General features: G+C 36.9%; 12 protein-coding genes. All 12 read left to right on the forward strand.

Going from position 1 to position 23,519, the window contains the following annotated elements; translation table 11 throughout:
- Positions 1 to 69: 69 nt before the first annotated feature.
- The 12 genes from BXU10_RS00170 to BXU10_RS00225 all read left to right on the forward strand — a co-directional run bounded on the left by BXU10_RS00170 (position 70) and on the right by BXU10_RS00225 (position 23,474).
- The gene (locus BXU10_RS00170; RefSeq protein ID WP_078225615.1) at positions 70 to 2,088 is read left to right on the forward strand and encodes a glycoside hydrolase family 127 protein; all 2,019 of its coding nucleotides are present in this window, start codon (positions 70 to 72) and stop codon (positions 2,086 to 2,088) included.
- A gap of 89 nt (positions 2,089 to 2,177) precedes the next feature.
- Positions 2,178 to 3,170: a pectinesterase family protein gene (locus tag BXU10_RS00175; RefSeq protein ID WP_078225616.1), complete on the forward strand. Its 993-nt coding sequence runs from the start codon at positions 2,178 to 2,180 to the stop codon at positions 3,168 to 3,170.
- A gap of 847 nt (positions 3,171 to 4,017) precedes the next feature.
- Positions 4,018 to 7,383: a SusC/RagA family TonB-linked outer membrane protein gene (locus BXU10_RS00180; protein ID WP_078225617.1), complete on the forward strand. Its 3,366-nt coding sequence runs from the start codon at positions 4,018 to 4,020 to the stop codon at positions 7,381 to 7,383.
- 19 nt (positions 7,384 to 7,402) lie between these two features.
- On the forward strand, positions 7,403 to 9,373 hold the full coding sequence (locus tag BXU10_RS00185) for a RagB/SusD family nutrient uptake outer membrane protein (RefSeq protein ID WP_078225618.1): 1,971 nt from the start codon (positions 7,403 to 7,405) through the stop codon (positions 9,371 to 9,373).
- A gap of 148 nt (positions 9,374 to 9,521) precedes the next feature.
- Positions 9,522 to 11,231 (forward strand): polysaccharide lyase family 1 protein, encoded by a 1,710-nt coding sequence (locus tag BXU10_RS00190; protein WP_078225619.1) that lies wholly within the window; start codon positions 9,522 to 9,524, stop codon positions 11,229 to 11,231.
- A gap of 117 nt (positions 11,232 to 11,348) precedes the next feature.
- Positions 11,349 to 12,020: a DUF3826 domain-containing protein gene (locus BXU10_RS00195; RefSeq protein WP_189328044.1), complete on the forward strand. Its 672-nt coding sequence runs from the start codon at positions 11,349 to 11,351 to the stop codon at positions 12,018 to 12,020.
- Positions 12,021 to 12,122: 102 nt separating this feature from the next.
- On the forward strand, positions 12,123 to 13,823 hold the full coding sequence (locus BXU10_RS00200; protein WP_078225620.1) for a polysaccharide lyase: 1,701 nt from the start codon (positions 12,123 to 12,125) through the stop codon (positions 13,821 to 13,823).
- Positions 13,824 to 13,910: 87 nt separating this feature from the next.
- Positions 13,911 to 17,063, forward strand: coding sequence for a DUF6298 domain-containing protein (locus tag BXU10_RS00205; protein WP_078225621.1), 3,153 nt, complete (start codon positions 13,911 to 13,913; stop codon positions 17,061 to 17,063).
- Between the two features lie 71 nt (positions 17,064 to 17,134).
- Positions 17,135 to 18,529 carry a glycoside hydrolase family 140 protein gene (locus tag BXU10_RS00210; protein ID WP_078225622.1) on the forward strand — a complete coding sequence of 465 codons (1,395 nt, stop codon included), beginning with the start codon at positions 17,135 to 17,137 and terminating at the stop codon, positions 18,527 to 18,529.
- A gap of 48 nt (positions 18,530 to 18,577) precedes the next feature.
- Positions 18,578 to 20,152 (forward strand): glycoside hydrolase family 28 protein, encoded by a 1,575-nt coding sequence (locus tag BXU10_RS00215; protein WP_078225623.1) that lies wholly within the window; start codon positions 18,578 to 18,580, stop codon positions 20,150 to 20,152.
- 471 nt (positions 20,153 to 20,623) lie between these two features.
- Positions 20,624 to 21,541, forward strand: coding sequence for a glycoside hydrolase family 43 protein (locus BXU10_RS00220; protein ID WP_078225624.1), 918 nt, complete (start codon positions 20,624 to 20,626; stop codon positions 21,539 to 21,541).
- 58 nt (positions 21,542 to 21,599) lie between these two features.
- Positions 21,600 to 23,474 (forward strand): six-hairpin glycosidase, encoded by a 1,875-nt coding sequence (locus tag BXU10_RS00225; RefSeq protein WP_078225625.1) that lies wholly within the window; start codon positions 21,600 to 21,602, stop codon positions 23,472 to 23,474.
- Positions 23,475 to 23,519: the final 45 nt, after the last annotated feature.

The following is a 23,519-nucleotide window of genomic DNA, read 5'->3' on the forward strand; positions in this document are numbered from 1 at the left end:
CTGCTAAATCTGCGAGAAAAATTAGCCTCCACAGATTCAGCATATCAAGGAGATAAAAAATTATATCAAATGAAAAAGCACATTATCCTATCGTCTTTATTCCTTTCAACAGTAATTTTTGCCCAAAACAAAGGTTTGGTAGCCAATTCTGAAAGCCCTTATTCTAAATTACAGAGTGTAGGTTTGCAGGATGTAAAATGGACAAACGGTTTTTGGAAAGAACAATTTGATGTTGAAACCCAGAATACATTACCTTATATGTGGGACTTGTATCATAATGATGAGGTTTCGCACGCTTACAAAAATTTTGAAATTGCAGCTGGAGAAAGCAAAGGAACTTTCAAAGGACCATCTTTTCATGACGGGGATTTTTATAAAATTTTTGAAGGAATGGCAGCGACATATGCAGTTACTAAGGATAAAAAACTTGATGCAGAAATGGATAAAGCCATTGCACTTTTCGCGAAAGCACAGCGAAAAGACGGCTATCTGCATACACCGGTTTTAATCGACGAACGCTGGGGAACGCTTGGGCCGGAAGAAGTGAAGAAACAATTGGGTTTTGAGAAATACAATATGGGACATTTAATGACTGCAGCTTGTATTCATTACCGGGCGACAGGAAAAACTAATTTCTTAAACATTGCCAAAGGCGTTGCCGATTTCCTATATGATTTCTACAAAAAAGCTTCACCGGAATTGGCAAGAAATGCAATCTGCCCTTCACATTATATGGGAATTGTCGAAATGTACCGTACGACGAAAAATCCAAAATATTTGGAATTGGCCAATAATCTAATCGATATCAGAGGGACGACCAATGATGGAACAGACGATAATCAGGACAGGATTCCGTTTAGACAGCAAACTACCGCAATGGGTCATGCCGTACGAGCTAATTACCTGTACGCAGGTGTAGCCGATTTATACGCAGAAACCGGAGAGAAAAAATTACTGGATAACTTGGAATCAATTTGGGATGATGTAACATATAGAAAAATGTATATCACAGGAGCCTGCGGTTCTTTGTATGACGGGGTTTCTCCAGATGGAACTTCGTATAATCCAACCGATGTGCAAAAAATTCATCAGGCCTACGGAAGACCTTTCCAATTGCCAAATGCTACAGCTCATACCGAAACCTGTGCTAATATTGGAAATGTGTTGTGGAACTGGAGAATGCTTCAGATTACAGGAGATGCCAAATATGCGGATATTGTGGAATTAGCTTTATACAATAGTGTTTTGTCAGGAATCAGTCTGGAAGGAAAAGAATTCTTTTATAACAATCCGCTGAATGTTTCCAAAGATTTGCCTTTCAAACAAAGATGGAGCAAAGAACGTGAAGGTTATATCGCTTTGTCAAACTGCTGTGCGCCAAACGTAACCAGAACGATTGCTGAGGTGAGCAATTATGCTTATAACTTTTCGAAAGAAGGCTTGTATGTGAATTTATACGGAAGTAATAATCTGAATTCAACAACACTTGCAGGAGAAAAAATTGAAATTGAACAGCAGACAAATTATCCCTGGGATGGAAAAGTTACTTTAAAAATAGTAAAAGCTCCGAAAGAGGTTTATACTTTTTTATTGAGAATTCCAGGATGGAGCCAGGGGACAACGATTGCTGTAAATGGCAAAAATATTAGTGATGCAATTGCTTCCGGATTCTACCAAAAAATAGCACAAAAGTGGAAAAAGGGAGATGTCATCGAATTGAATATCCCAATGCCGGTGGAGTTGATGCAGGCAAATCCATTGGTAGAAGAAGTAAAAAATCAGGTTGCCGTAAAAAGAGGTCCGATTGTGTATTGCTTAGAATCTGATCAGCTTCCGGCCAATACAAGTATCAACGAAGTTGTTTTAGATGTAAATTCGAAATTCACTACCGATTTTATCAAAATTCATGACAGACAACTGCTTAGTATAACTGCCAGTTCATCAATTAATAATGATACTTCCTGGGATAAAAAGCTGTACAAACCTATTTCTACAAAAGACAACAAGGAATACAGTATCAAATTAATTCCTTATTTTGCATGGGGAAATCACGGAAAAGGCGAAATGTCTGTGTGGCTTTCTCATTAAAAAATAATTTACCATATAAGTCATATAAGTTCTGTTTTTTAAAACTTAAAGAATGTTATATAATTTACATGGCTAAAAAATAAAATCTTATGAAATATATTGTTACTTTATTTTTAGCATTCATATCTGCTTTATCATCAGCGCAAACAACAGATAACCGATTTGAATTAACTGTGGCACAGGATGGATCCGGAGATTTTAAAACCATTCAGGAGGCTATTAATAAAGTAAGGGATCACGCAGAAAAACGAGTTATCATTACAATCAAATCGGGTATTTATAATGAAAAGGTAGTGATTCCGGCTTTCAAAAGAAATATTACTTTAAAAGGTTCAGACAGAGAAAAGACGATTATTTCATACAACGATTATTCCGGAAAACCCTTTAGAGGAATTGACGTTACGGGAGATACAAAATTTAGTACTTATACGTCTTATACTTTGTTAGTTCAGGGAAATGATTGTTCGGTAGAAAATCTGACTGTAGAAAATACAGCTGGTAAAGTAGGTCAGGCAGTGGCCTTGCATACTGAAGGTGACAGGGTTTTTGTGAAAAACTGTTCAATTTTAGGAAATCAGGACACTTTGTATTTAGCAAAAGGGGGAACCCGAAATTATTTCGAAAACTGTTATATCAATGGTACAACTGATTTTATTTTTGGTGCAGCAACAGCATACTTTTATAATTGTACTATTGAAAGTTTAAGCAATTCTTATGTGACTGCGGCATCAACACCCCAGGAAGATAAATACGGATTTGTATTTGTAGATTGCAAGCTTACTGCAAAAGAGAGCACAGTAGATAAGGTTTTTCTGGGACGTCCGTGGAGGCCATATGCAAAAACAGTGTTTATCAATGCAGAATTGGGCGCACATATTGTTCCCGAAGGTTGGAATCCATGGAAAGGTGATAAAAATTTCCCTGACAAGGAAAAAACGGTTTATTATGCAGAATCAGGCAGTAAAGGGGAGGGCGCAAAAGATATGTCTAAAAGAGTTTCATGGTCACATCAATTGAAAAAATCTGATCTAAAAAACTACGGTTTGGAAAAGGTGTTAAATGGCTGGAATCCTAAAAATTAAACATGATCATAATTATTAAATACTTACAACCATTTTATTTTCAATATTAGTTTTTAAGTCTATAAACTGTCTATCAACTTTTTTACTAATAAAGGTCAGGTGTATGTAACTCTAAATCATTTTAAGAACTTTGAAGCAGGTCATTTTCCTGCTTTTCTTTTTGGAAAAAGGCAATACTCATTTTCAGACTTCAGGAAAGAAAAGTAGACAGATTAGCGTTTAAGGGAATGAAGAAGTACAGTTTTAAACGGACTATAATTCTTTATTAATGTTGTAATAGTCTTAACACTCAAAACTTACGATAAATCTTAAAGGGCATTAATAAGTATTAACCTATATAAAAGTTGGTTTTAATTTTTTTTATAAATTTTTTTGATTTTTTATTATTATCCCGAAATGCTATTTTTTGTAAGATGTTTCGCTGAAAGAAATCGATTTCCTACAATGTTTTTAAGAAGAAAGAATTAAATTAAATTACTGTTTTTTTAATGTGTTTGCTAAAACCTGTCTATTTGTGGGTATTTTTTCTTACTTATTTTATTTGTATATTGTTATATTCAAAATTTCCTCATTTTTTTTAGTGTTACTCTATTTTGTCTTACATTTTTTTGTTGATATAGTTTTTTTATTGGATTTTTTTTGATGATAATATCGAAGCAGGATGCCACAGGACAGTTGTGATTTTCAATCATTATATTTTTGAAACCAAGTAATAAATGTAGTTTTAACGTTTAAAATTTTGCAGGTATTTAAAAGCCGTATAAATGCAGCATTTTTCAACAACAATAAAAATATATTTTTATAAACTAAACTAACCTAACTATTAATCTAACTAAATCAAAAATTTATGAAACAAGCACTTATCAAAAGATGTAGTTTTATTTTGTTTGCATTGATGAGCATTGTCACTTATGCCCAAAATGGAAGCAGTCAAATTAAGATCACTGGTACCGTTACAGATAATTCAGGGCTGCTATTACCTGGAGTTAACGTAACTGAAAAGTCATCGAAAAATACCGTTACTACGGATTACAGTGGTAGGTATGAAATTATTGTAAAGCCTGGTGCAACATTAGTTTTTTCTTTCATTGGAATGAAGAAAACAGAAATACCTTTGAATGGACGTACTAATTTAGATGCTAAGCTACAAGAAGATTCTAATGTATTAGATGATATCGTAGTTGTTGCATACGGTACTCAGAAAAAGAATAATATCACTGGTGCTATAGCAACTATTGATATGGAAAAAATCCAGGATTTACCCGTGTCGAATTTATCAGAGGCTCTAAGAGGCCAGGTTCCTGGTGTTTCGATTAATGGAGGTTCTGGCCGCCCGGGAACAGCAGCAGATATTCAGATTCGTCAAACATTTTCTTTGTCAAAAGATGGGGGTTCTGATCTTCCTTTGATTGTAATTGATGATATGGTTCAGATAGATCCTACTACAGGTAGATCAACACTGGAAACTTTTAATAGATTAGATCCTTCTGAGATAGAAAGTATGACTGTATTAAAGGATGGTTCTGCAGCTATTTATGGTTCTCGTGCATCTCAGGGAGCAATAATTGTTAAAACTAAAAGAGGGAAAGCTGGGGTTACTAAGTTTAATTACATTAGTCAATTTGCAGTAAATGATGCTGTAAGTCATAGTAAAACAATGAATTCGTATCAGTATGGACTTTGGGCCAATCGATTTATGATTGCTGATAATAGAGCTGGAACAAATAATTCAAGTCTTTTCTCTGCAGATGAGTTAGAGCAAATGAAGAGTTTGAATTATGACTGGTTAGATAAAGCATGGAAACCGGCTATACAACAAAAACACGCACTTACTGTTAGTGGAGGTAATGATAAAGCCACTTATTTCGCGGGTGCTAATTATTTTACACAAGGGGCTAATCTTGGAGAACAAAAGTATGATAAATGGAATTTCCGTACAGGAATGACTGCTAAGGTTTCTAAAAACTTAGATTTTTCAGCTTCTGTTTCCGCCTTGACAGGTCATACACAAAAGTCATATTCTAAAGCTTCTGCAAACATTAATGACAGTAGTTATGGTTCTAAAGCTAATGGAGGAGGTGAACAACAGGATTATGGATATTTGGTTCATATGCCAAAATATATTCCTTGGCAAACAACAGTTAATGGCCAGGAATATTGGATGTCGCCTTTTCCTAGAACTGATCGAAATTTAGGAAGTGCGAATGCAAATACAACTATTGCGGGTTGGAATTACTTTGCAACTTTAGATAACGGATCTAAATCGGTAAATGATGATTTTGGTTATAATGTTAATATGTCGTTGAATTATAAAGTGCCTTTTATTAAAGGACTGTCTTTCAAAGGAACTTTTGCAAGAAGTGAGAATATTGATAAAACTGAACAAATTCAGTTGCCGTATGTTATGGCAAGAATTAAAAATTATGAAACTCAGGATAATCACTTAGCTAGTGGGGCAACTGATTCAGATTATTCTATAGATACTAACGTAAGAAATTCAAGAGTGTATTATGATACTGCTTTTAATAAAAGCACGCAAACTAACTTTTTTGCTAATTATGACAGAACTTTCGGAAACCATGAAATTAGTGCTATGGCAGGTGTTGAAAAATCAGAGGCAGAGTATAGCAGTACGCGTTTGGCTTATGAAGAGACAACAGCAGATTATGCAGGTACTTATTTGACAGCAGGGAAATTATCTACTTCAAATTCTACAGCATTAAGAGGTGAATCAGGAACACTTTCGTACTTAGGTCGTTTGAACTATAGTTATAAATCAAAATATTTATTTCAGTTTGTTTTCCGTACTGATGCATCTACAAAATTTGCACCTGAAAATTATTATGGCTTTTTCCCTTCTGTACAAGCTGGTTGGGTAGTATCTAAAGAAGATTGGTTTCGAGATTTGTTACCAGGTGTAAATAATTTGAAATTACGTTATTCTATTGGTAAAACCGGAAAAGATAATATTTTACCTTGGCGTTGGGCAACATACTATGATATTATTGCTGATAAAGGATACGTGTTTGGAACAACAGCTGGAGGGACTTTAGGCAGCGGAATTAATACAAGAGTATCGCCAAACAGAAATGTAGGATGGGATGCTACTGTAAAAAATAATTTTGGTATTGATTTAGCATTCTTGAGAAACAGACTGCAAATTACAACAGATTTGTACTATGACAGAAGTACTGAAATGCTAACAGCTGCGGCAAGCACAGTTGGTGTGCCAATATCTGTAGGAGGAGGGTTTGCAGAAGAAAACTTAGCGACTATTAATGCATGGGGTTCTGAATTCAGTATTAATTGGAATGATAAAATAAAAGAAAATGTTAAGTATAATATAGGGTTAAACTTTGGCTTTTCTAGCGCTAAACAAGGAGCTTATTACGATGTTCCTTATGCATTGCCATCAACTAATCAAAGGAGAGAAGATACATCTTTGGTTTATCCACAATGGGGATTCCAAACTTGGAAACAAACCTCGACACATGATGGAATTTTACGTACTGATGAAGATATTCAAAGCTATTGGAGTTACTTGACAGAAAGAGCTACAGCTGCTGGAGGTACTCCAAATTATAATGGAATTACAGATGTATCAGGAATGAGAAAAGGAATGTTGGCTTATAAAGATTTAGGAGGTGTTTTTGACAGTACAACAGGAGTTCAAAAAGGACCTGATGGAAGAATTATGACAGGAGAGGATTTTACGAAGTTAGTTAACAAAAATAAAACTTATGGGTTTACAACTAATTTAGGAATGTCTTATAAATCATTTTTTATGAAAACTCAAATCGCTACTTCTTGGGGTGGTTACAGATCTATCGATGTTGTGAAACAAGGTGTTGGTTCGACTCATAATATGTGGGCACATGAGAGTTATTGGAGTGATATGTATGGCGATGATAACACAGATGGTAAATATCCTAACTTAGCTTATTATGATTCATCAATGCTTGGTTCTGCTTCAGATTTCTGGCAATTAAATACTTTCCGTTGTACAGTAAGAAACTTAACTCTGGGTTTTCAGCTTCCTAAAGAAATTTTGTCTGAGCTTAAAATTTCTAATGCAAGTATTGGTGTTACAGGAAATAATCTTTGGGATTTGTATAATCCATACCCAAATCATTATCGTAACATGTATGATACTTCGTATGAAGCATACCCTACACTTAGAACATGGTCAGTTAACTTAAACATTACATTCTAAAATTTAAATTATCAGAACAATGAAAACAAAGATTAATTTATATATAATGTTAGCACTTTTACTGGTGGTAGGTGCTTCATGTAGTGATGATTTCTTAGAAGATAAGAAAAATTACGGTCAGATTGATGATTCATTTTATGAAAGTGAAATACGTACAAATTGGTATATTAATAATGTATATTATGATTTCTTTTCATCATATACATCACCTTTAGCCAATACGGTTGGTTTATATAATACAGATCAGTCAAAGTTGACCGAAGAGATAGGAGGGATTACAGATTTGATTAACCCAAGTAAGACATTTGTTAATGCAGCTGACGGCTCTACTTATTATGGAACTACAATAACTTCGAGCACAGCAAATAATGCTTATAGTAGAATTAGAGATATTAATGGTTTTTTACGAGACATAGATGTAAAAGGTGCAGGTTTAAGTCAAACATTTCGTGATAAGGCGAAGGGACAAATGTATTATTTGAGAGCTATCCAGTATTTTGATTTGATGCGTACATATGGAGGAGTGCCAATTGTACTTACCGTACAAGCCGCAAGCTCAACGGATGAAAGTATTAAATTACCTAGAGCAACTGTTGCTGAGGTTGTAGTTCAAATAGTTGCTGACTTAGATTTGGCTGCTACTTTATTACCAGGACAATGGGATGTTGCGACAGATTATGGCCGTTTTACAAGAGGAGCAGCTTTAGCTCAAAAATCACGTGTTTTGTTAACCTATGCTAGTCCTTTATTCAATAAAAACTGGGATAGCGCAACAGAGCGTTGGGATGCAGCATTACAAGCTGGATTAGCTGCAGAAACACAATTAACAGCAGATGGTTTTGGTCTATATGGTACATCGGCTAAAGATTGGGCTAGTATGTTTTTGATTGATAATGGTTTTTGTAAAGAAGCAATTACGATTCAGATGTTATCTTCTAATACTACTGTTGCCTTAAATAATTCATGGGAGAAATCGATTCGTTTAAAAAGCCAATCCACTGCTACTGGAGGAATTTCTGTTCCAAAAGACATGATTGATTTGTTTCCTATGAAAGACGGTTCTAAACCAACAGCAGGTAATGGTTATGATCCATTTCTTTTCTTTAAAGATAGAGATCCTCGTTTCTATAGAACATTTGCATTTTCAGGGGCTAAATGGCCATACAAAGAAGCTACATCTAATACTGTATGGGGGTATCGTTGGGTTGATGCTTCTAATAAAGAATACTTTAGTGATGGAAATCAAACATCAAGTCCTGCTTATGTACGTAAAATGTCTAACCCTGCAGCTTCAAATGCGACAAGTTTTCAATATTCAAGTACAGATATTTTTGAATACCGTTATGCTGAATTATTATTAAATATTGCTGAATGTTATGCAGCAAAAGGAGATATTGGAAATACTTTAGCTTATTTAGGTAAAATTAGAAACCGTGTAGGTATTCCATCTACTAATAACTATGGTATAGGTACATTAGCCGATAAATATGCAGCTATAAATGCTGTTTTGTATGAAAGAAGAGTTGAATTAGCTTATGAAGGAAAACGTTTTTGGGATGTTCAGCGTTGGATGCTGTATAGTGATGATGCAGTTGATGGTACAGTCGACAATACTAATCAAAAATTAGGATTGGCACCTATAAATGGTACTCAAAGAATTGGTCACTTTTTGCAATATAAAAATACTGCAACATCTACTGATCCTTTAACTGCCGCCAGAGCGAGTATTACAGTAGATCCGGATGATGCAAACTTTAATGCACAAATAACAGCTTTAGCGAATTTTTATACTACTAATTTTGTATTAACTAATTTGGTAACTCCTATGGATAACAATGGTACTACTACAGCAGTAAATATACTTTGGCGACCAAATTATTATGTAAAAGGATTGACCTTAACTATTCTAACACAAAATCCATGGTTAAAACAAACGATTGGATGGAATGATGCAGCTAATGCAAATGGAACTTTCAATTACCAAGAATAAACTTATAAATTAAAAATGCCTGAAAATAATCAGGCATTTTTGTTAATATCTTAATAAAACGTTAACATTAAAATTAGACTTTTCACCTGTATTCCCTCAAAAAGATACAGGTGATTTGTTTAAAACGAATTACCAAATTAAAATTAACATGAAAAATTCAGCATTATTTATCTTATCGCTGTTGGTTTTAGGGAATGCAAAATGCTTCGCTCAATATCCAAAAATAAGTCCTGAAATGGCTGCGCAATCAAAGGCTTTTATAGATGAAGCTGATAAACGTTCAGATGAAGCCTGGGAAAAAGCATTAGTAATTATCGAAGAAGAAGCCAAACACGGGAAGCCTTTTATTCCATGGGCATCAAGACCAAACGATTTACCACAGGCGTCTATACCTGCTTTTCCAGGAGCTGAAGGAGGAGGTATGTACACTTTTGGGGGTCGTGGCGGAAATGTTTACACCGTTACAAGTCTTGAGGACAGAGGTCCGGGAACTTTGAGAGAAGCATGTGAGCAAGGAGGTGCCAGAATCATTGTATTCAATGTATCAGGAATTATCAGAATAAAAACGCCGTTAATTATTCGGGCACCTTATATTACTATTGCAGGACAAACCGCTCCAGGAGATGGAATTTGTGTAGCAGGAGAATCTATCTGGATTAATACTCACGATGTAATTATAAGACACATGCGTTTCCGCAGAGGAGAAACTTTTGTTGGTCGTAGAGATGATTCAATAGGAGGAAATCCTGTTGGAAATATTATGATTGACCACGTTTCTGCAACTTGGGGATTAGACGAAAACATGTCAATGTACCGACATATGTACAGCCCGGGTGCAGGTTATCCGGACGAAAAGAAACCTACCGTAAACATTACTATTCAAAATAGTCTGTTCGGAGAGGCATTGGATACCTACAATCACGCTTTCGGAAGTACATTAGGTGGGGAAAATTGTTCATTTATGAAAAATATGTGGGCCAGCAATGCAGGTAGAAACCCTTCAATTGGGTGGAACGGAATCTTCAATTTTGTGAACAATGTGGTGTACAACTGGTACAACAGATCAACAGACGGAGGTGATTATACAGCGAACTACAATATCATCAATAACTTTTACAAACCGGGACCAGTAACAAATTTAAACGAGCCTATTAGCTACAGAATCTTAAAACCGGAATCAGGAAGAAGTAAACTGCCTTATATGGTTTTTGGTAGAGCTTATGTAACAGGAAATATAGTGAATGGTAACGAAAAAGTAACCAAAGACAACTGGGATGGTGGAATCCAGATCGAAAATAAAAAAGGGGAATTAATGGGGTATGATGAAGCTAAAACTTATTTCGATAAAATGAAAAGCGACACACCTTTCCCAATGCCTTGGTTTTCTAAAATCATGAAAGCAGAAGATGCTTATGAATTTGTTTTGAAAAATGTAGGTGCAACATTGCCAATCAGAGATAAGGTTGACGAAAGAATTGTAAGAACCGTTAAGACAGGTGTTCCTGAATACGCAAAAGGTTTGGAGAAAAAAGAGTTTTATCAATTCGAACACAGACGTTTACCGAAGGATTCTTATAAACAAGGAATCATAACGGATATTTCACAAGTGGGCGGATATCCGGAATACAAAGGGAAACCTTATGTTGATACAGACAAAGACGGTATGCCGGATGCATGGGAGAAAAAATACGGTCTGAATCCAAAAGATCCATCTGATGCAAAAGGAGATTTAAACGGAGACGGTTATTCTAATATAGAAGATTACATCAACGGTGTAAACCCGGCTATCAAAGTAGACTGGACTGATTTAGCCAACAACAAAGAAACTTTGGTAAGACCTTTGTTAGATTTAAATTAAAAAAATAATCTGCTCAATCTGCGAAAGTAATTTTTTACGCAGATTGAGCAGATCTGATAAAATCACTGATTAGTCGATTTTAAATTATAAAAATAGACTAACTTAAAAGTTTTAAAAATGACATCAATTAAGAAATTAGCTGTATTGTTTTTGCTTTTTGCCTTTTGCAAATTAAGCGCACAACAATATGCAGATCCAGAATACATCAAGGTTACCAATGAAAGAGCTTCGAAAATTGTCGAAAAATTAGCTTTGAACAATAAGGAAAAAGAAAACGCTGTAAATAATATTATCGCGCAGCAATTCCGTGATTTAAGTAAAATTCAGGACACAAGAGATACTGAAATCAAAAAGGTAAAAGACGATACTACTTTAGCCAAAGAAAAGCAAAACAAGAAAATCGACAAGCTAAAGGCTGATGCCGACAAATCAATTGCCAAATTACACAAAACCTATTTGAAAAAATTAGGAACACAATTAAACGAAGCGAAAATCACTGAAGTAAAAGACGGAATGACTTACGGCGTACTTCCAATTACGGTAACCGCTTATAATGATATGATCCCTACTTTGAACGAAGCTCAAAAAAAATATATTTATGATGCTTTAGTTGAAGCCAGAGAACACGCCATGGATGGTGGTTCATCAAAAGAAAAGCATGCCTGGTTTGGTAAATACAAAGGAAGAATCAACAATTATTTGTCTAAAGAAGGTTATGATTTAACTAAAGAGCGTGAAGGCTGGAATAAACGTATTGAAGAAAAAGAAAAGAATAAAAAGAAGGAATAATCGTTGTTTTTCTTTATAAGTGTGTTTTTAACATTTTTAAGTTAAACCTTTTGCGAATTACAGTGTCAAACTATTCTAACTAATAATTTCATATTAACACTCATGCAAAACAATTTACAAAAGACCACTCTTAGAAGAACAATTATGGTAGCTTCCTTTTGTTCTCTTTTTTCATCAGCCTATGCGCAATATCCTGATATTCCAAAACCAATTCAGGAAAAAACCGATGCCATGATGAAAGCTGAAAGTGAGCGTTTGGATCAGATTTGGAAAGCCAATGAACACATCATCAAAGCCGAAGAATTGCAAGGACGTCCTTATGTACCCTGGGCGGCATTACCAACTGATTTAGTTCATGCTGATATTCCTGCTTTTCCAGGTGCAATGGGTGGCGGAGCTCAGACACCAGGTGGACGAGGCGGTAAAATATTTGTTATTACAAGTTTAGAAGACAGTGGAAAAGGAACTTTTCGTGAAGCACTCGAAGCCGTTGGAGCCCGTACAGTAGTGTTTAATGTTTCGGGAATCATTCGCCTTAAAAAGCCAATTACTGTTCGTGCACCTTACATCACTATCGCGGGACAAACTGCACCGGGTGACGGAATTTGCGTTGCGGGAGAATCTGTTTTATTAGACACACACGACATTATTATTCGTTACATGCGTTTTCGCCGTGGAGAAACCGAAGTGACCCGTCGTGACGATGCTTTGGGAGGAAACGTAATCGGAAACGTAATTATCGATCACTGTTCCATGAGCTGGGGATTAGATGAAAATATTTCGCTATACCGTCACCAGTTCCAGGCGAATGAAAAATCAAAATTAGAGAAACTCCCAGCAGTTAATGTAACCATTCAGAATACCATTTCGGCAGAAGGTCTGGATACCTACAATCATGCTTTCGGAAGTACTATAGGTGGTTTAAATAGTATGTTTATTCGCAATTTATGGGCCGATAATATTTCGAGAAATGCCTCAGTTGGAATGTATGGAAGTTTTAACTTTGTGAATAACGTCGTTTTCAATTGGTGGAACCGTACCCTTGATGGAGGTGATTATCGTTCACAATACAACATTATCAATAATTATTTCAAACCGGGACCAATCACCCCAACTGATCAGCCGATTCGTTACCGAATTATCAAACCGGAATCTGGTTCTATCAGTCCTAAAACATTCGGAAAAGCTTTTGTTGACGGGAACTTTATTGTGGGTTCACCTGAGGTGACAGCCGATAATTGGAACGGAGGAGTGCAATTAGAAGATTTGTCGTCTGAAATAACCAAAGACTTTTTAGCACAGATTAAACAAAATAAGCCTTTTAAAACGCCACCAATTTCTATTATGAAAGCTGAAGAGGCCTACGAATTTGTACTACAGAATGCCGGAGCAACACTACCAAAACGTGATGAAGTAGATGAAAGAATCGTTAAACAGGTTCGTACAGGGAAAATTGAGGTAAAAGACGGCCTGGAAAATACAATTGGTGCAGCATACATCAAAAGGAGATTACCAGCCGACTCTTATAAAAAAGGAATTATAACGCATCCAGATCAAGTAGGCGGTTATCCCGAATACAAAGGAAAAGCTTATAAAGATTCAGATAACGACGGGATTCCGGATGCGTGGGAAAAGAAATTTGGTTTGAATCCAAACGATGCGTCAGACGCAAATAAAGATTCAAATGGTGATGGTTACACGAATATTGAAAAATATTTTAATGGTATAGATCCAAAAGGAAAAACAGATTGGACAAAAACAGAAAATAACAAGGATACATTATCAAAAATATTATTACAATAGTTTTTTAAGTTAGTTGACAAGACCTGACAGAATTAAAAAGCTGTCAGGTCTAAGTTTAAAATGAATAACCTATAAATAAAATTTAAAGTGAATTTTATCCAGTTAAAAAATATCATAACAAAGCAGGATTTACTCGTTTTATCCTGTTTTGTTATTTTCTTTAGTGCCAATTTTACTAATGCACAAAATACATTTCCCGATATTACAAAATCCAAAGAAGGAAAACTGGAACGAACAGCCGATACACAAGGAAACCAGATTCCGGATTTTTCTTTTGCCGGTTATAAAGCTTCTTCGGTTGTGATTCCAAATGTGGCTGTTAAAGCTTTTGTACCGCATATGGATGGTGATGCCACAAAAACAATTCAATCCGCAATAGATTATGTTGCCAAATTGAAAGCCGATGCAACTGGTTTTAAAGGAACAGTACTTTTAGATAAAGGAACTTTCAAAGTTTCGGGAGAAATTAATATTAAGGAAAGCGGAATTGTACTAAGAGGAAGCGGTTCAGGAAATAACGGAACAATACTTTTAGGAACTTCAATTAACAGAAAAGCCATTGTCAATATCAGCGGAATTAATAATCAGCTTTTAAAGGAAACATTCCAATTAGATGCAAATTATACGCCATTAGGAGTAACAGTTTTAACCGTAAAAAATGTATCCAATCTCAAAAAAGGAGATCATATTTTAATCAATACTCCAATTACCAAAAAATGGATTGATCTTTTATTCATGAATGATTTCGGAGGGGAAAGCGGTTGGATTGGCTGGAAAGCCGATGATTTCGTGATACGTGCGGACAGAGAAATTATAAATATTCAGGGAAATAAAATTACAATTGATGCGCCTTTAACGAATGCTTTAGACGAAGAATTATCAAAATCAACTGTAGTAAGTTACATCTGGTCAGGAAGAATTAATAATTCAGGTGTTGAAAACCTTACTTTGAAATCAGATTACGATACCACAAATCCAAAAGACGAACAACACAGATGGACAGGAATTTCTATCGAAAATGCAGAAGATATTTGGGTACGACAAGTCAATTTTGAACAGTTTGCAGGCGGTGCGGTTTCAATTCTAAAAACGGCCAAAAGAATCACTGTTGAAGATTGTCTGGCTTTAAATCCAATTTCGGAAATAGCAGCACATAGAAGAAATACTTTTTATACAGAAGGACAGCAGACTTTATTTCAAAGATGTTATTCTGAATTCGGATACAATGATTTTGTAGTGGGAGGTTATGCGACTGCAGGACCCAATGTCTTTTTGCAATGCGAATCACATTTACCGTATAGTTTCAGTGGATCTGTTGGAAGCTGGGCAACCGGAATTCTTTTTGATGTTTCCCTAATTGATGGAAATGCCATTAGTTTTAAAAACAAAGAACAGGACGGAAGAGGTTTAGGATGGAATGCTGCCAATAGTGTCATCTGGGAAACCTCGGCATCAAAAATTGAAAATTACAGTCCGCCAACGTTCAATAACTGGGCGTTTGGAGTTTGGGCGCAATGGGCAGGAAACGGACATTGGAAAGACGTGAACAATCACATCAGCCCAAGAAGTTTATTTTATGCTCTGCTTGAACAACGTCTGGGAAAATTACCGATGGATGCCCAAATTATGGATTTAGGTTCTGAACCTTCTTCAAGTCCAACGTTGGAACAAGCAGCCACTTTAACAGCCGAAGCTTATAAATTAAATGAAACTTTAAAAGAGTTCATTACTAAAGCTTCAAAAAGAAATCCAATTGCGATTGATTATGCCAAAGCAAAACGCATTGACGAAGTAAAAGCCGATGCAGTTGCAAATACCAATACCGATAAAATTACTATCACCAATGGATTATTAACCACTTCAAAAGGAGTAATCACCGGAGAAGTTGTAGACGTTCCTTGGTGGAGAGGCAGTTTACGCGAATCTGAAATTGCAAAATCAAGACCGCATATTACCCGATTTGTACCGGGACATTATGGAGTGGGTTATACCGATAATCTGGAGGAAACCGTAAACTATTTAGTCGAAAACAATAAATCGGCAATTGATCATAATTACGGATTGTGGTACGAACAAAGAATGGCTGATCACGAACGCATCAGAAGAATCGATGCCGATGTTTGGGCACCATTTTACGAACAGCCTTTCGACAGAAGCGGACAAGGAATTGCCTGGGATCATCTGAGCAAATACGATTTGACCCGATACAACGCCTGGTACTGGAACCGATTGAAAACCTTTGCAGAATTAGCGGGTCAAAAAAATAAAATCTTATTAAACGAAGCTTATTTTCAGCACAATATTTTAGAAGCCGGAGCACATTGGGCAAGTTCCCCTTGGCGTCCAGCCAATAATATCAACACAACCGGATTACCTGAACCACCGCCTTATGCAGGTGACAAAAGGATTTTCCTTGCCGAACAATTTTATGATATAAAAAATGCAGACATTCGAAAACTGCACGTAGCATTCATCGAAAAAAATCTGGAAAACTTTAAAGATAATGCTAACGTTCTGCAACTTACAAGTGCCGAATATACAGGTCCTTTAAGTTTTATGCAATTTTGGATTGATGTAATAGCCAATTACGAAAAGTCGAATAAAAATGAATCTAAAATTGCTTTAAGTGCCACAAAAGATGTTCAGGATGCCATTCTAAATGACGAAACAAGAGCCAAAACTGTTGATGTAATTGACATCAGATATTGGTATTACAGAGAAGACGAAACATTATATGCCCCAGAAGGCGGAAAAAATTTAGCACCACGCCAACACGCCCGTAAAATCAAAACCGGAAAAGAAACAGATGATCAGGTGTATCGAGCCGTTCGCGAATACCGTGAAAAATATCCGGAAAAAGCAGTATTGTATTCAACTATGGGAGCACCACGATTTGGCTGGCCGGCGTTAATGGCGGGAGCGTCTTTGGCAAATGTTCCAAAAATTGAACTTTCTGCCTTTCATTCTGCCCTTGCTGGTATGAAGTTTGCAGCAGGAACTACTTTTTCAGACAAGTTCTGGACACTGGAAAATAAAGGCAATGCCTATCTTTTTTATCTGAAAAATGACCAGGATGTTTCAATCGATTTATCCAATCATAAAGGAACTTTCGAAGTATATATAATCAATGCTTCCAATGGAACTATCACCAAAAAAGCAAATGTCAGCGGAGGAAAAAAAGTCGTAATTCCACAAGCTGAAATCAAGGAAAAAGTACTTTTTGTAATGAAGAAAAATTGACGACTGATAATAAACAATAAGCAAAATAAATCTGCGCAAATCTGTTGGATCTGCGTGCAAAAATAAATATAATGAACCTGAAAATTAAATACCTATTCGTCCTTTGTATACCCTTTATGTTGACAGCACAAAGCGGATTTTCTCAATCCAAAAACCTGCCAAAACTTAAAGTTTCCGAAAACAAACATTATTTTGTGACCGAAGATGGAAAACCTTTCTTTTGGTTAGGCGATACAGGCTGGCTGACATTCGGAAAACTAGACAGAGAAGGCGTTGTTAAATATTTAGAAGACCGAAAAGCAAAAGGATTCAATGTCGTTCAGGTGATGGTGTTGCATAATGTGAATGCTGTAAATGCGTATGGCGATCAGGCATTAATGAATGATAATCTGGCCCAGCAAATTACTTCACCCGGCAACGATCCAAATGATGCTCCCGAATACGATTATTGGGACCACATAGATTACACTTTAGATGTAGCCCAAAAAAACGGAATCTACCTTGCAATGGTGCCGGTTTGGGGAACTAATATTAGTAGTGCTAAAAGTAAAGTAACAAAAGCGGATGTTGAAAAATATGCAAAATTTTTAGCCGATCGATATAAAAAAAGAACGAATATAATCTGGCTGAACGGTGGCGATACCTACGGAGATAAATTTCAGGACATCTGGAACGCACTCGGAAGTACTTTAAAAACCAGTAACCCGGATCAATTAGTGACTTTCCACCCATTCGGAAGAACCGATTCATCAGAGAATTTTCACAATGCAAGCTGGCTGGATTTCAATATGTTTCAGTCCGGTCACAGAAGATACGATCAGGATTCGGTGAAACCTTTCAAAGAAGATAATTACAAATTTGTGCAAAGAGACTGGGATTTAAAACCAACAAAACCAACCCTTGACGGAGAACCATCATACGAAGGAATTCCACACGGTCTGCACGATACGTTACAGCCAAAATGGACGGCCAGCGATGTACGTCGCTACGGATACTGGTCCGTTTTTGCAGGTGGAGCAGGTTACACTTACGGGCACAATGCCGTAATGCAAATGTTCAGAAAGGGTGACAATCCGGCCTACGGAAACAAAGAATTATGGAATGACGCTATCAATGCACCTGGAGCCGGGCAAATGATTTATATTAAGGAATTGATGGAAAGATATAATTCGTTGGACCGTATCCCTGATCAGACCTTAATTGCAAATCAAGGTAAAAAATATGATTATTTAGTGGGAACAAGAGGGCTTAATTATGCACTAATTTATACGTATAATGGCAGAAAAATGTCCATTAATATGGGGAAAATCTTGGGAGATAATGTTCACGCAAGTTGGTATAATCCAAGAAATGGTGAGAGAAAACAGATTGGTTTTTTTCAAAATAAAGGGATAAAAGATTTTCAACCAACAGGTAAAAAAGAAGATGGCAATGACTGGGTACTTATTTTAGAATCTGAAGAATAAAAAATCTGCTAAAATCCGCATAATCTGCGTGCTAAAAAAAATATCAAAATGAAAATCAAAAACATCATAATCATACTTTTCTTCATAACCGGACTAAACACCGCTTTCGCAAACGATGGCTGGCTAAACATCCTGAACGAAGGCGGAAACAACAAAGGAATAAAATGCACTGAAGCCATTCAAAGTGCCATCGAAAAAGCATCTAAAAACGGAGGCGGAACCATCTTTTTCCCAGCTGGAGAATATTTAACAGGAGCTTTAAAACTAAAAAGCAACATCACCATCCATTTGGATTCAGGAGCACTTTTGAAATTTTCAGAGAATTTCGACGACTATCTTCCGTATGTAGAAATGCGTTACGAAGGCATCGTGATGCAGTCGTTCTCCCCATTATTTTATGCCAAAGATGTCGAAAATATCACCATCAAAGGTAGAGGCGTAATCGACGGACAAGGAAAAGCGTGGTGGAATGAAGTCTACCGAATCGAAACCGCCAAAGGGCCGATTCCGGAAACCAAATACCAAAAAATGTGGACCGAGCAAAACAAAGGAATCGTTTACGAGCCTTATTATAAAAGAACAATTGACAAACACTTTTTCAGGCCTTCTTTTTTCCAGGCTTACAATTGCAAGAATATTTTAATCGAAGGAGTAACCTTCAAAAACTCGCCTTTCTGGACCATAAATCCTGAATTTTGCGACAATGTAACCGTAGCGGGAATTACAATTAATAATCCGCATTCCCCAAATACAGACGGAATCAACCCTTCGTCCTGTACCAACGTTCACATTTCAAATTGCCACATCAGCGTAGGCGACGACTGTATTACCATCAAATCGGGTCGCGATGCAGACGGTCGTAAATACGGAAAAGCAACCGAAAATGTAACCATCACCAATTGCACAATGTTAAGCGGTCACGGAGGTGTCGTTATCGGAAGCGAAATGTCAGGCGGAATCAAAAAAATCACCATTTCCAACTGCGTTTTCGACGGAACCGATCGTGGAATCCGTATCAAAGCCGCTCGTGGAAGAGGTGGAGTTGTAGAAGACATTCGCGTCGACAATATTGTAATGAAAAACATCAAGGAAGAAGCCATTATTTTGGATCTTTTCTACGACAAAGACAATCCCGTAGAGCCCGTTACAGAGCGTACGCCGATTTTCAGAAACATCCACATCAGCAACGTTACAGGCGGAAACGTCAACAAAGCCGGATTCGTTCGCGGAATCGTTGAAATGCCAATCCAGAACATCACCTTCTCCAACATCAATATGGACGGCAAGGAAGGTTTTACTATAAACACAGCGACCGATGTAGAATTTCACGACGTAAAAGTCAACGCAACCGTGGGTTCCTCTTTCAAAATCAGCGATGCTAAAAACCTGATTTTAGACAACGTAGGTTCATCGACACCGATAAAAGGAGTTCCGGTTATCAAAATCGACAACGCCTCGAACATTATGATCAACAACAATTTTTCGTTCAACGCCACCGATATTTTCATCGAAGCCAATGGAAAAGATACCAAAAATATTTTTCTAAAAAACAATGTATTCAACAATGTGACTACGGTTGTGAAAAAAGGAAAAGACCTGGATAAAAAAGCAATTACAGAATAACGTAATTATTTTCAGGAGCAGAAAAATTGGGCATTTTAGGAAGCATCGTCCCGCTTTCCGTTACAAACGAAGTTCACTGAACTCCGATGAAAATAAAAGTATAGTGAAGTAATCTTTTGTGCCGAACACCGGCACAAAAGGATTTCCACTGCAATCGGGGCTAAAGAGAAACATTTGGATTTTTTGACATTAAGAAGAAATACCAAATCCTTTCAGAAATGGTTTTAAAAATAGAATACACCAATTTTTTAATAATTAAAATTTGCGAAAATTTGTGCAATTTGTGGTGAGAAAAAATAAACACCAAATCCTGCAAGGTTTCCAAAGCCCGGTATTAGTTGTCCACATAGCTCTGTGTTTTTATAAAAGTGAAACGCCTTTTTAGATAAAGAAAACTATGTTTCTATGTGTTAAAAATATATTGAACACCTACAAGGTTTTTTGGAAACCTCGCAGGATAAAAAGATAACAATGAAAAAAATATTCATCATACTAACGCTTTCACTTTTCGCTGTAAGCTATTCCCAGAAAAAAAAGGAAATTTTCCTTTTCACCTCTTTCAGGGAACCCGCTACCGAAGGTTTATACCTAGCCTACAGTGAAGACGGCTACAACTGGAAAGGTTTGGAAGGATCCTTCCTAAAACCCGAAATCGGAGCCAGCAAAATTATGCGTGATCCCTCCATCACCAAAGGCGCAAACGGAACCTATCACATGGTCTGGACAACCGACTGGAAAGGCGGAAACGGATTCGGATACGCCAGTTCAAAAGACCTGATTCATTGGTCAAAACAGGAATACATTTCCGTAATGAAACACGAACCCGAAGTCGTAAACGTATGGGCGCCCGAGATTTTTTATGACGATGTCAAAAAAGAATACATTATTATTTGGGCATCCACAATCCCATTCCGATTCGAAAAAGGAGTAGAAGACGAGAAAAACAACCACCGAATGTATTACGTAACCACCAAAGATTTCAAAACCTTTTCTGATACCAAATTGTATTACGACCCAGGTTTCAGCGTCATCGATTGTGTAATTGTCAAAAAAGGCAAAAAGGATTATGTTTTGGTTCTAAAAGACAACACCAGACCAATGCGAAACATAGAAGTAGCTTTCGGAAAATCACCATTAGGACCATTCGAAAAAAGATCAAAACCCTTGACGGAATATTTATCAGAAGGTCCAACGGTTGTTAAAGTCGGCAAAAACTGGTTGCTGTATTATGACAACTATGGATCCAAAAATTACAAAGCCTTAAGCACCTCAGATTTTGTAAAATTCGAAGATGTATCATCAAAAATATCGCTTCCCGAAGGACACAAACACGGAACAATTACAACAATTTCCGAAGAAGTTCTAAAAGGATTAATTGAAAAGAAATAATGGATTTACTCGACCGCAGGGTTCATAATCCTGAGTTGGTGAAATAAATAAAATAAAAATGATTGCATTTCAAAACATAAAAACCAATATCGTATCAGCAACAACCATTTTGTTGAGCTGTGTCGCAGTCAATTCGGCGCAAGCCCAACAAGACACGATACGATATACAGGAAAAACACTTTCCAATGTCGATTACCATCACGGACAATTAAGTCCGGCAGTTGGCGTTCACGCCACACAAATTATGCGTGCCAGCCGTGAACATCCGGAAAAAGCAGATGGTTTTGGCTGGACCTACAACCACCAGTCGATGATGGCGTATTGGAATAATACATTTTACCTACATTATTTAAGCGACCCTTCAGGAGAACACATTCCGCCGAGCCAGACTTTTATAATGACTTCGAAAGACGGTTTAACCTGGACAAAACCAGCCGTACTTTTCCCAATTTACCACGTTCCTGACGGCTTTAAAAAAGAAGGAGTAGAAGGCGTAGCCAAAAACATCGATGCCATTATGCACCAGCGGATGGGCTTTTACGTTTCATCCGACAACAGATTACTGGCAACCGGTTATTACGGAGTTGCCTTGGACAAAAAAGACGATCCGAATGACGGAAAAGGAATTGGTCGTGTAATTAGAGAAATTTATAAAGACGGAACTTTTGGACCTATTTATTTCATCAGATACAACAAAACTGGAAACCCGTTGCCAACGACCTTCCCGTTTTACACAAAAAGTAAAGACAAAAAATTCATCAATGCATGCGACGAATTGCTGTCAAAGCCTTTGATGATGCAACAATGGGTCGAAGAAGCTGATCGTGATGATGCTTTGGTGCCATTAAAAAAACAGTACAAAGCCTTCAATTATTACCATTTACCAAACGGAAACGTAGTTGGTTTATGGAAATTTGCTTTAACATCATTAAGTAAAGACGAAGGAAAAACCTGGGAATACACACCGTTAAGAGCACCCGGATTTGTAAACAGCAATGCCAAAATCTGGGGACAAAAAACTTCGGATAACCGTTATGCAACCGTTTACAATCCGTCAGAATACCGCTGGCCATTGGCGATATCAACCAGTGATGACGGACTGAATTACAAAGATTTATTATTGGTTCACGGAGAAGTAAGTCCGATGCGTTACGGAGGAAACTACAAATCTGCCGGCCCGCAATACGTCCGCGGAATCCTCGAAGGAAACGGAACTCCGCCAGACGGAAAATTGTGGGTAAGTTACAGTGTGAACAAAGAAGATATTTGGGTGGCTTCGGTACCAGTTCCCGTAACAAGCGAAGTAAAAGAAAACGCGAATGATATTTTCAATGATTTGCCAAACGGAGAAGAATTAAAATTATGGAATACCTATGATTTGTCCTGGGCTTCCGCCAAAATCGAAAAGAAAACAGATGGAAAAAAATGGCTGACCTTAAGAGATCAGGACTTTTTTGATTATTCCCGTGCCGAACGTGTGATTCCGTTTGCACAAAAAATGGAAGCGACTTTAACCGTTAAACCTGAACAAAACAATCATGGATTATTGCAGGTAGAGTTCCAAAACAAACAAGGATTGCCTGCGATTCGCATCGTTTTCGATTCGGATGGAGAAATAAAAGTAAAACACGGAGCCCGTCACGGCGGAATTGGAAAATACGAAGCCGGAAAAGAATATACAATTACAGTAAAATTAGACGTGACTTCCCGTTGGTACACCGTAAAAGTGAATGACGGCAAAGAAACCAACAAAATATTCTATGCTCCGGTTGATGGTATTTCGCGCATTATGTTCCGCACAGGCGATCAGCGTTACACACCAAATGCAGATACAGAACCGGACACACCAGATTTTACCGATTTACCGGATACAGGAAAATTAATTCCCGAAGCAGTTTTTAATATTCAGTCTTTGGTTACGAAGAAATTGTAATACTAAGATTAAGACCAATAGATTTTACACAATATTGTCATTCCG

It is taken from the genome of Flavobacterium sp. LM4 (assembly GCF_002017935.1).
Lineage (GTDB): Bacteria > Bacteroidota > Bacteroidia > Flavobacteriales > Flavobacteriaceae > Flavobacterium > Flavobacterium chungangense.

What these genes read in the sequence shown, in the direction of transcription:
- BXU10_RS00180 (WP_078225617.1), top strand. Translation starts at nt 4,018, where the DNA reads ATGAAACAAGCACTTATCAAAAGATGTAGTTTTATTTTGTTTGCATTG.
- BXU10_RS00170 (WP_078225615.1), top strand. Translation starts at nt 70, where the DNA reads ATGAAAAAGCACATTATCCTATCGTCTTTATTCCTTTCAACAGTAATT.
- BXU10_RS00215 (WP_078225623.1), top strand. Translation starts at nt 18,578, where the DNA reads ATGAAAATCAAAAACATCATAATCATACTTTTCTTCATAACCGGACTA.
- BXU10_RS00210 (WP_078225622.1), top strand. Translation starts at nt 17,135, where the DNA reads ATGAACCTGAAAATTAAATACCTATTCGTCCTTTGTATACCCTTTATG.
- BXU10_RS00190 (WP_078225619.1), top strand. Translation starts at nt 9,522, where the DNA reads ATGAAAAATTCAGCATTATTTATCTTATCGCTGTTGGTTTTAGGGAAT.
- BXU10_RS00220 (WP_078225624.1), top strand. Translation starts at nt 20,624, where the DNA reads ATGAAAAAAATATTCATCATACTAACGCTTTCACTTTTCGCTGTAAGC.
- BXU10_RS00195 (WP_189328044.1), top strand. Translation starts at nt 11,349, where the DNA reads ATGACATCAATTAAGAAATTAGCTGTATTGTTTTTGCTTTTTGCCTTT.
- BXU10_RS00200 (WP_078225620.1), top strand. Translation starts at nt 12,123, where the DNA reads ATGCAAAACAATTTACAAAAGACCACTCTTAGAAGAACAATTATGGTA.
- BXU10_RS00185 (WP_078225618.1), top strand. Translation starts at nt 7,403, where the DNA reads ATGAAAACAAAGATTAATTTATATATAATGTTAGCACTTTTACTGGTG.
- BXU10_RS00175 (WP_078225616.1), top strand. Translation starts at nt 2,178, where the DNA reads ATGAAATATATTGTTACTTTATTTTTAGCATTCATATCTGCTTTATCA.
- BXU10_RS00225 (WP_078225625.1), top strand. Translation starts at nt 21,600, where the DNA reads ATGATTGCATTTCAAAACATAAAAACCAATATCGTATCAGCAACAACC.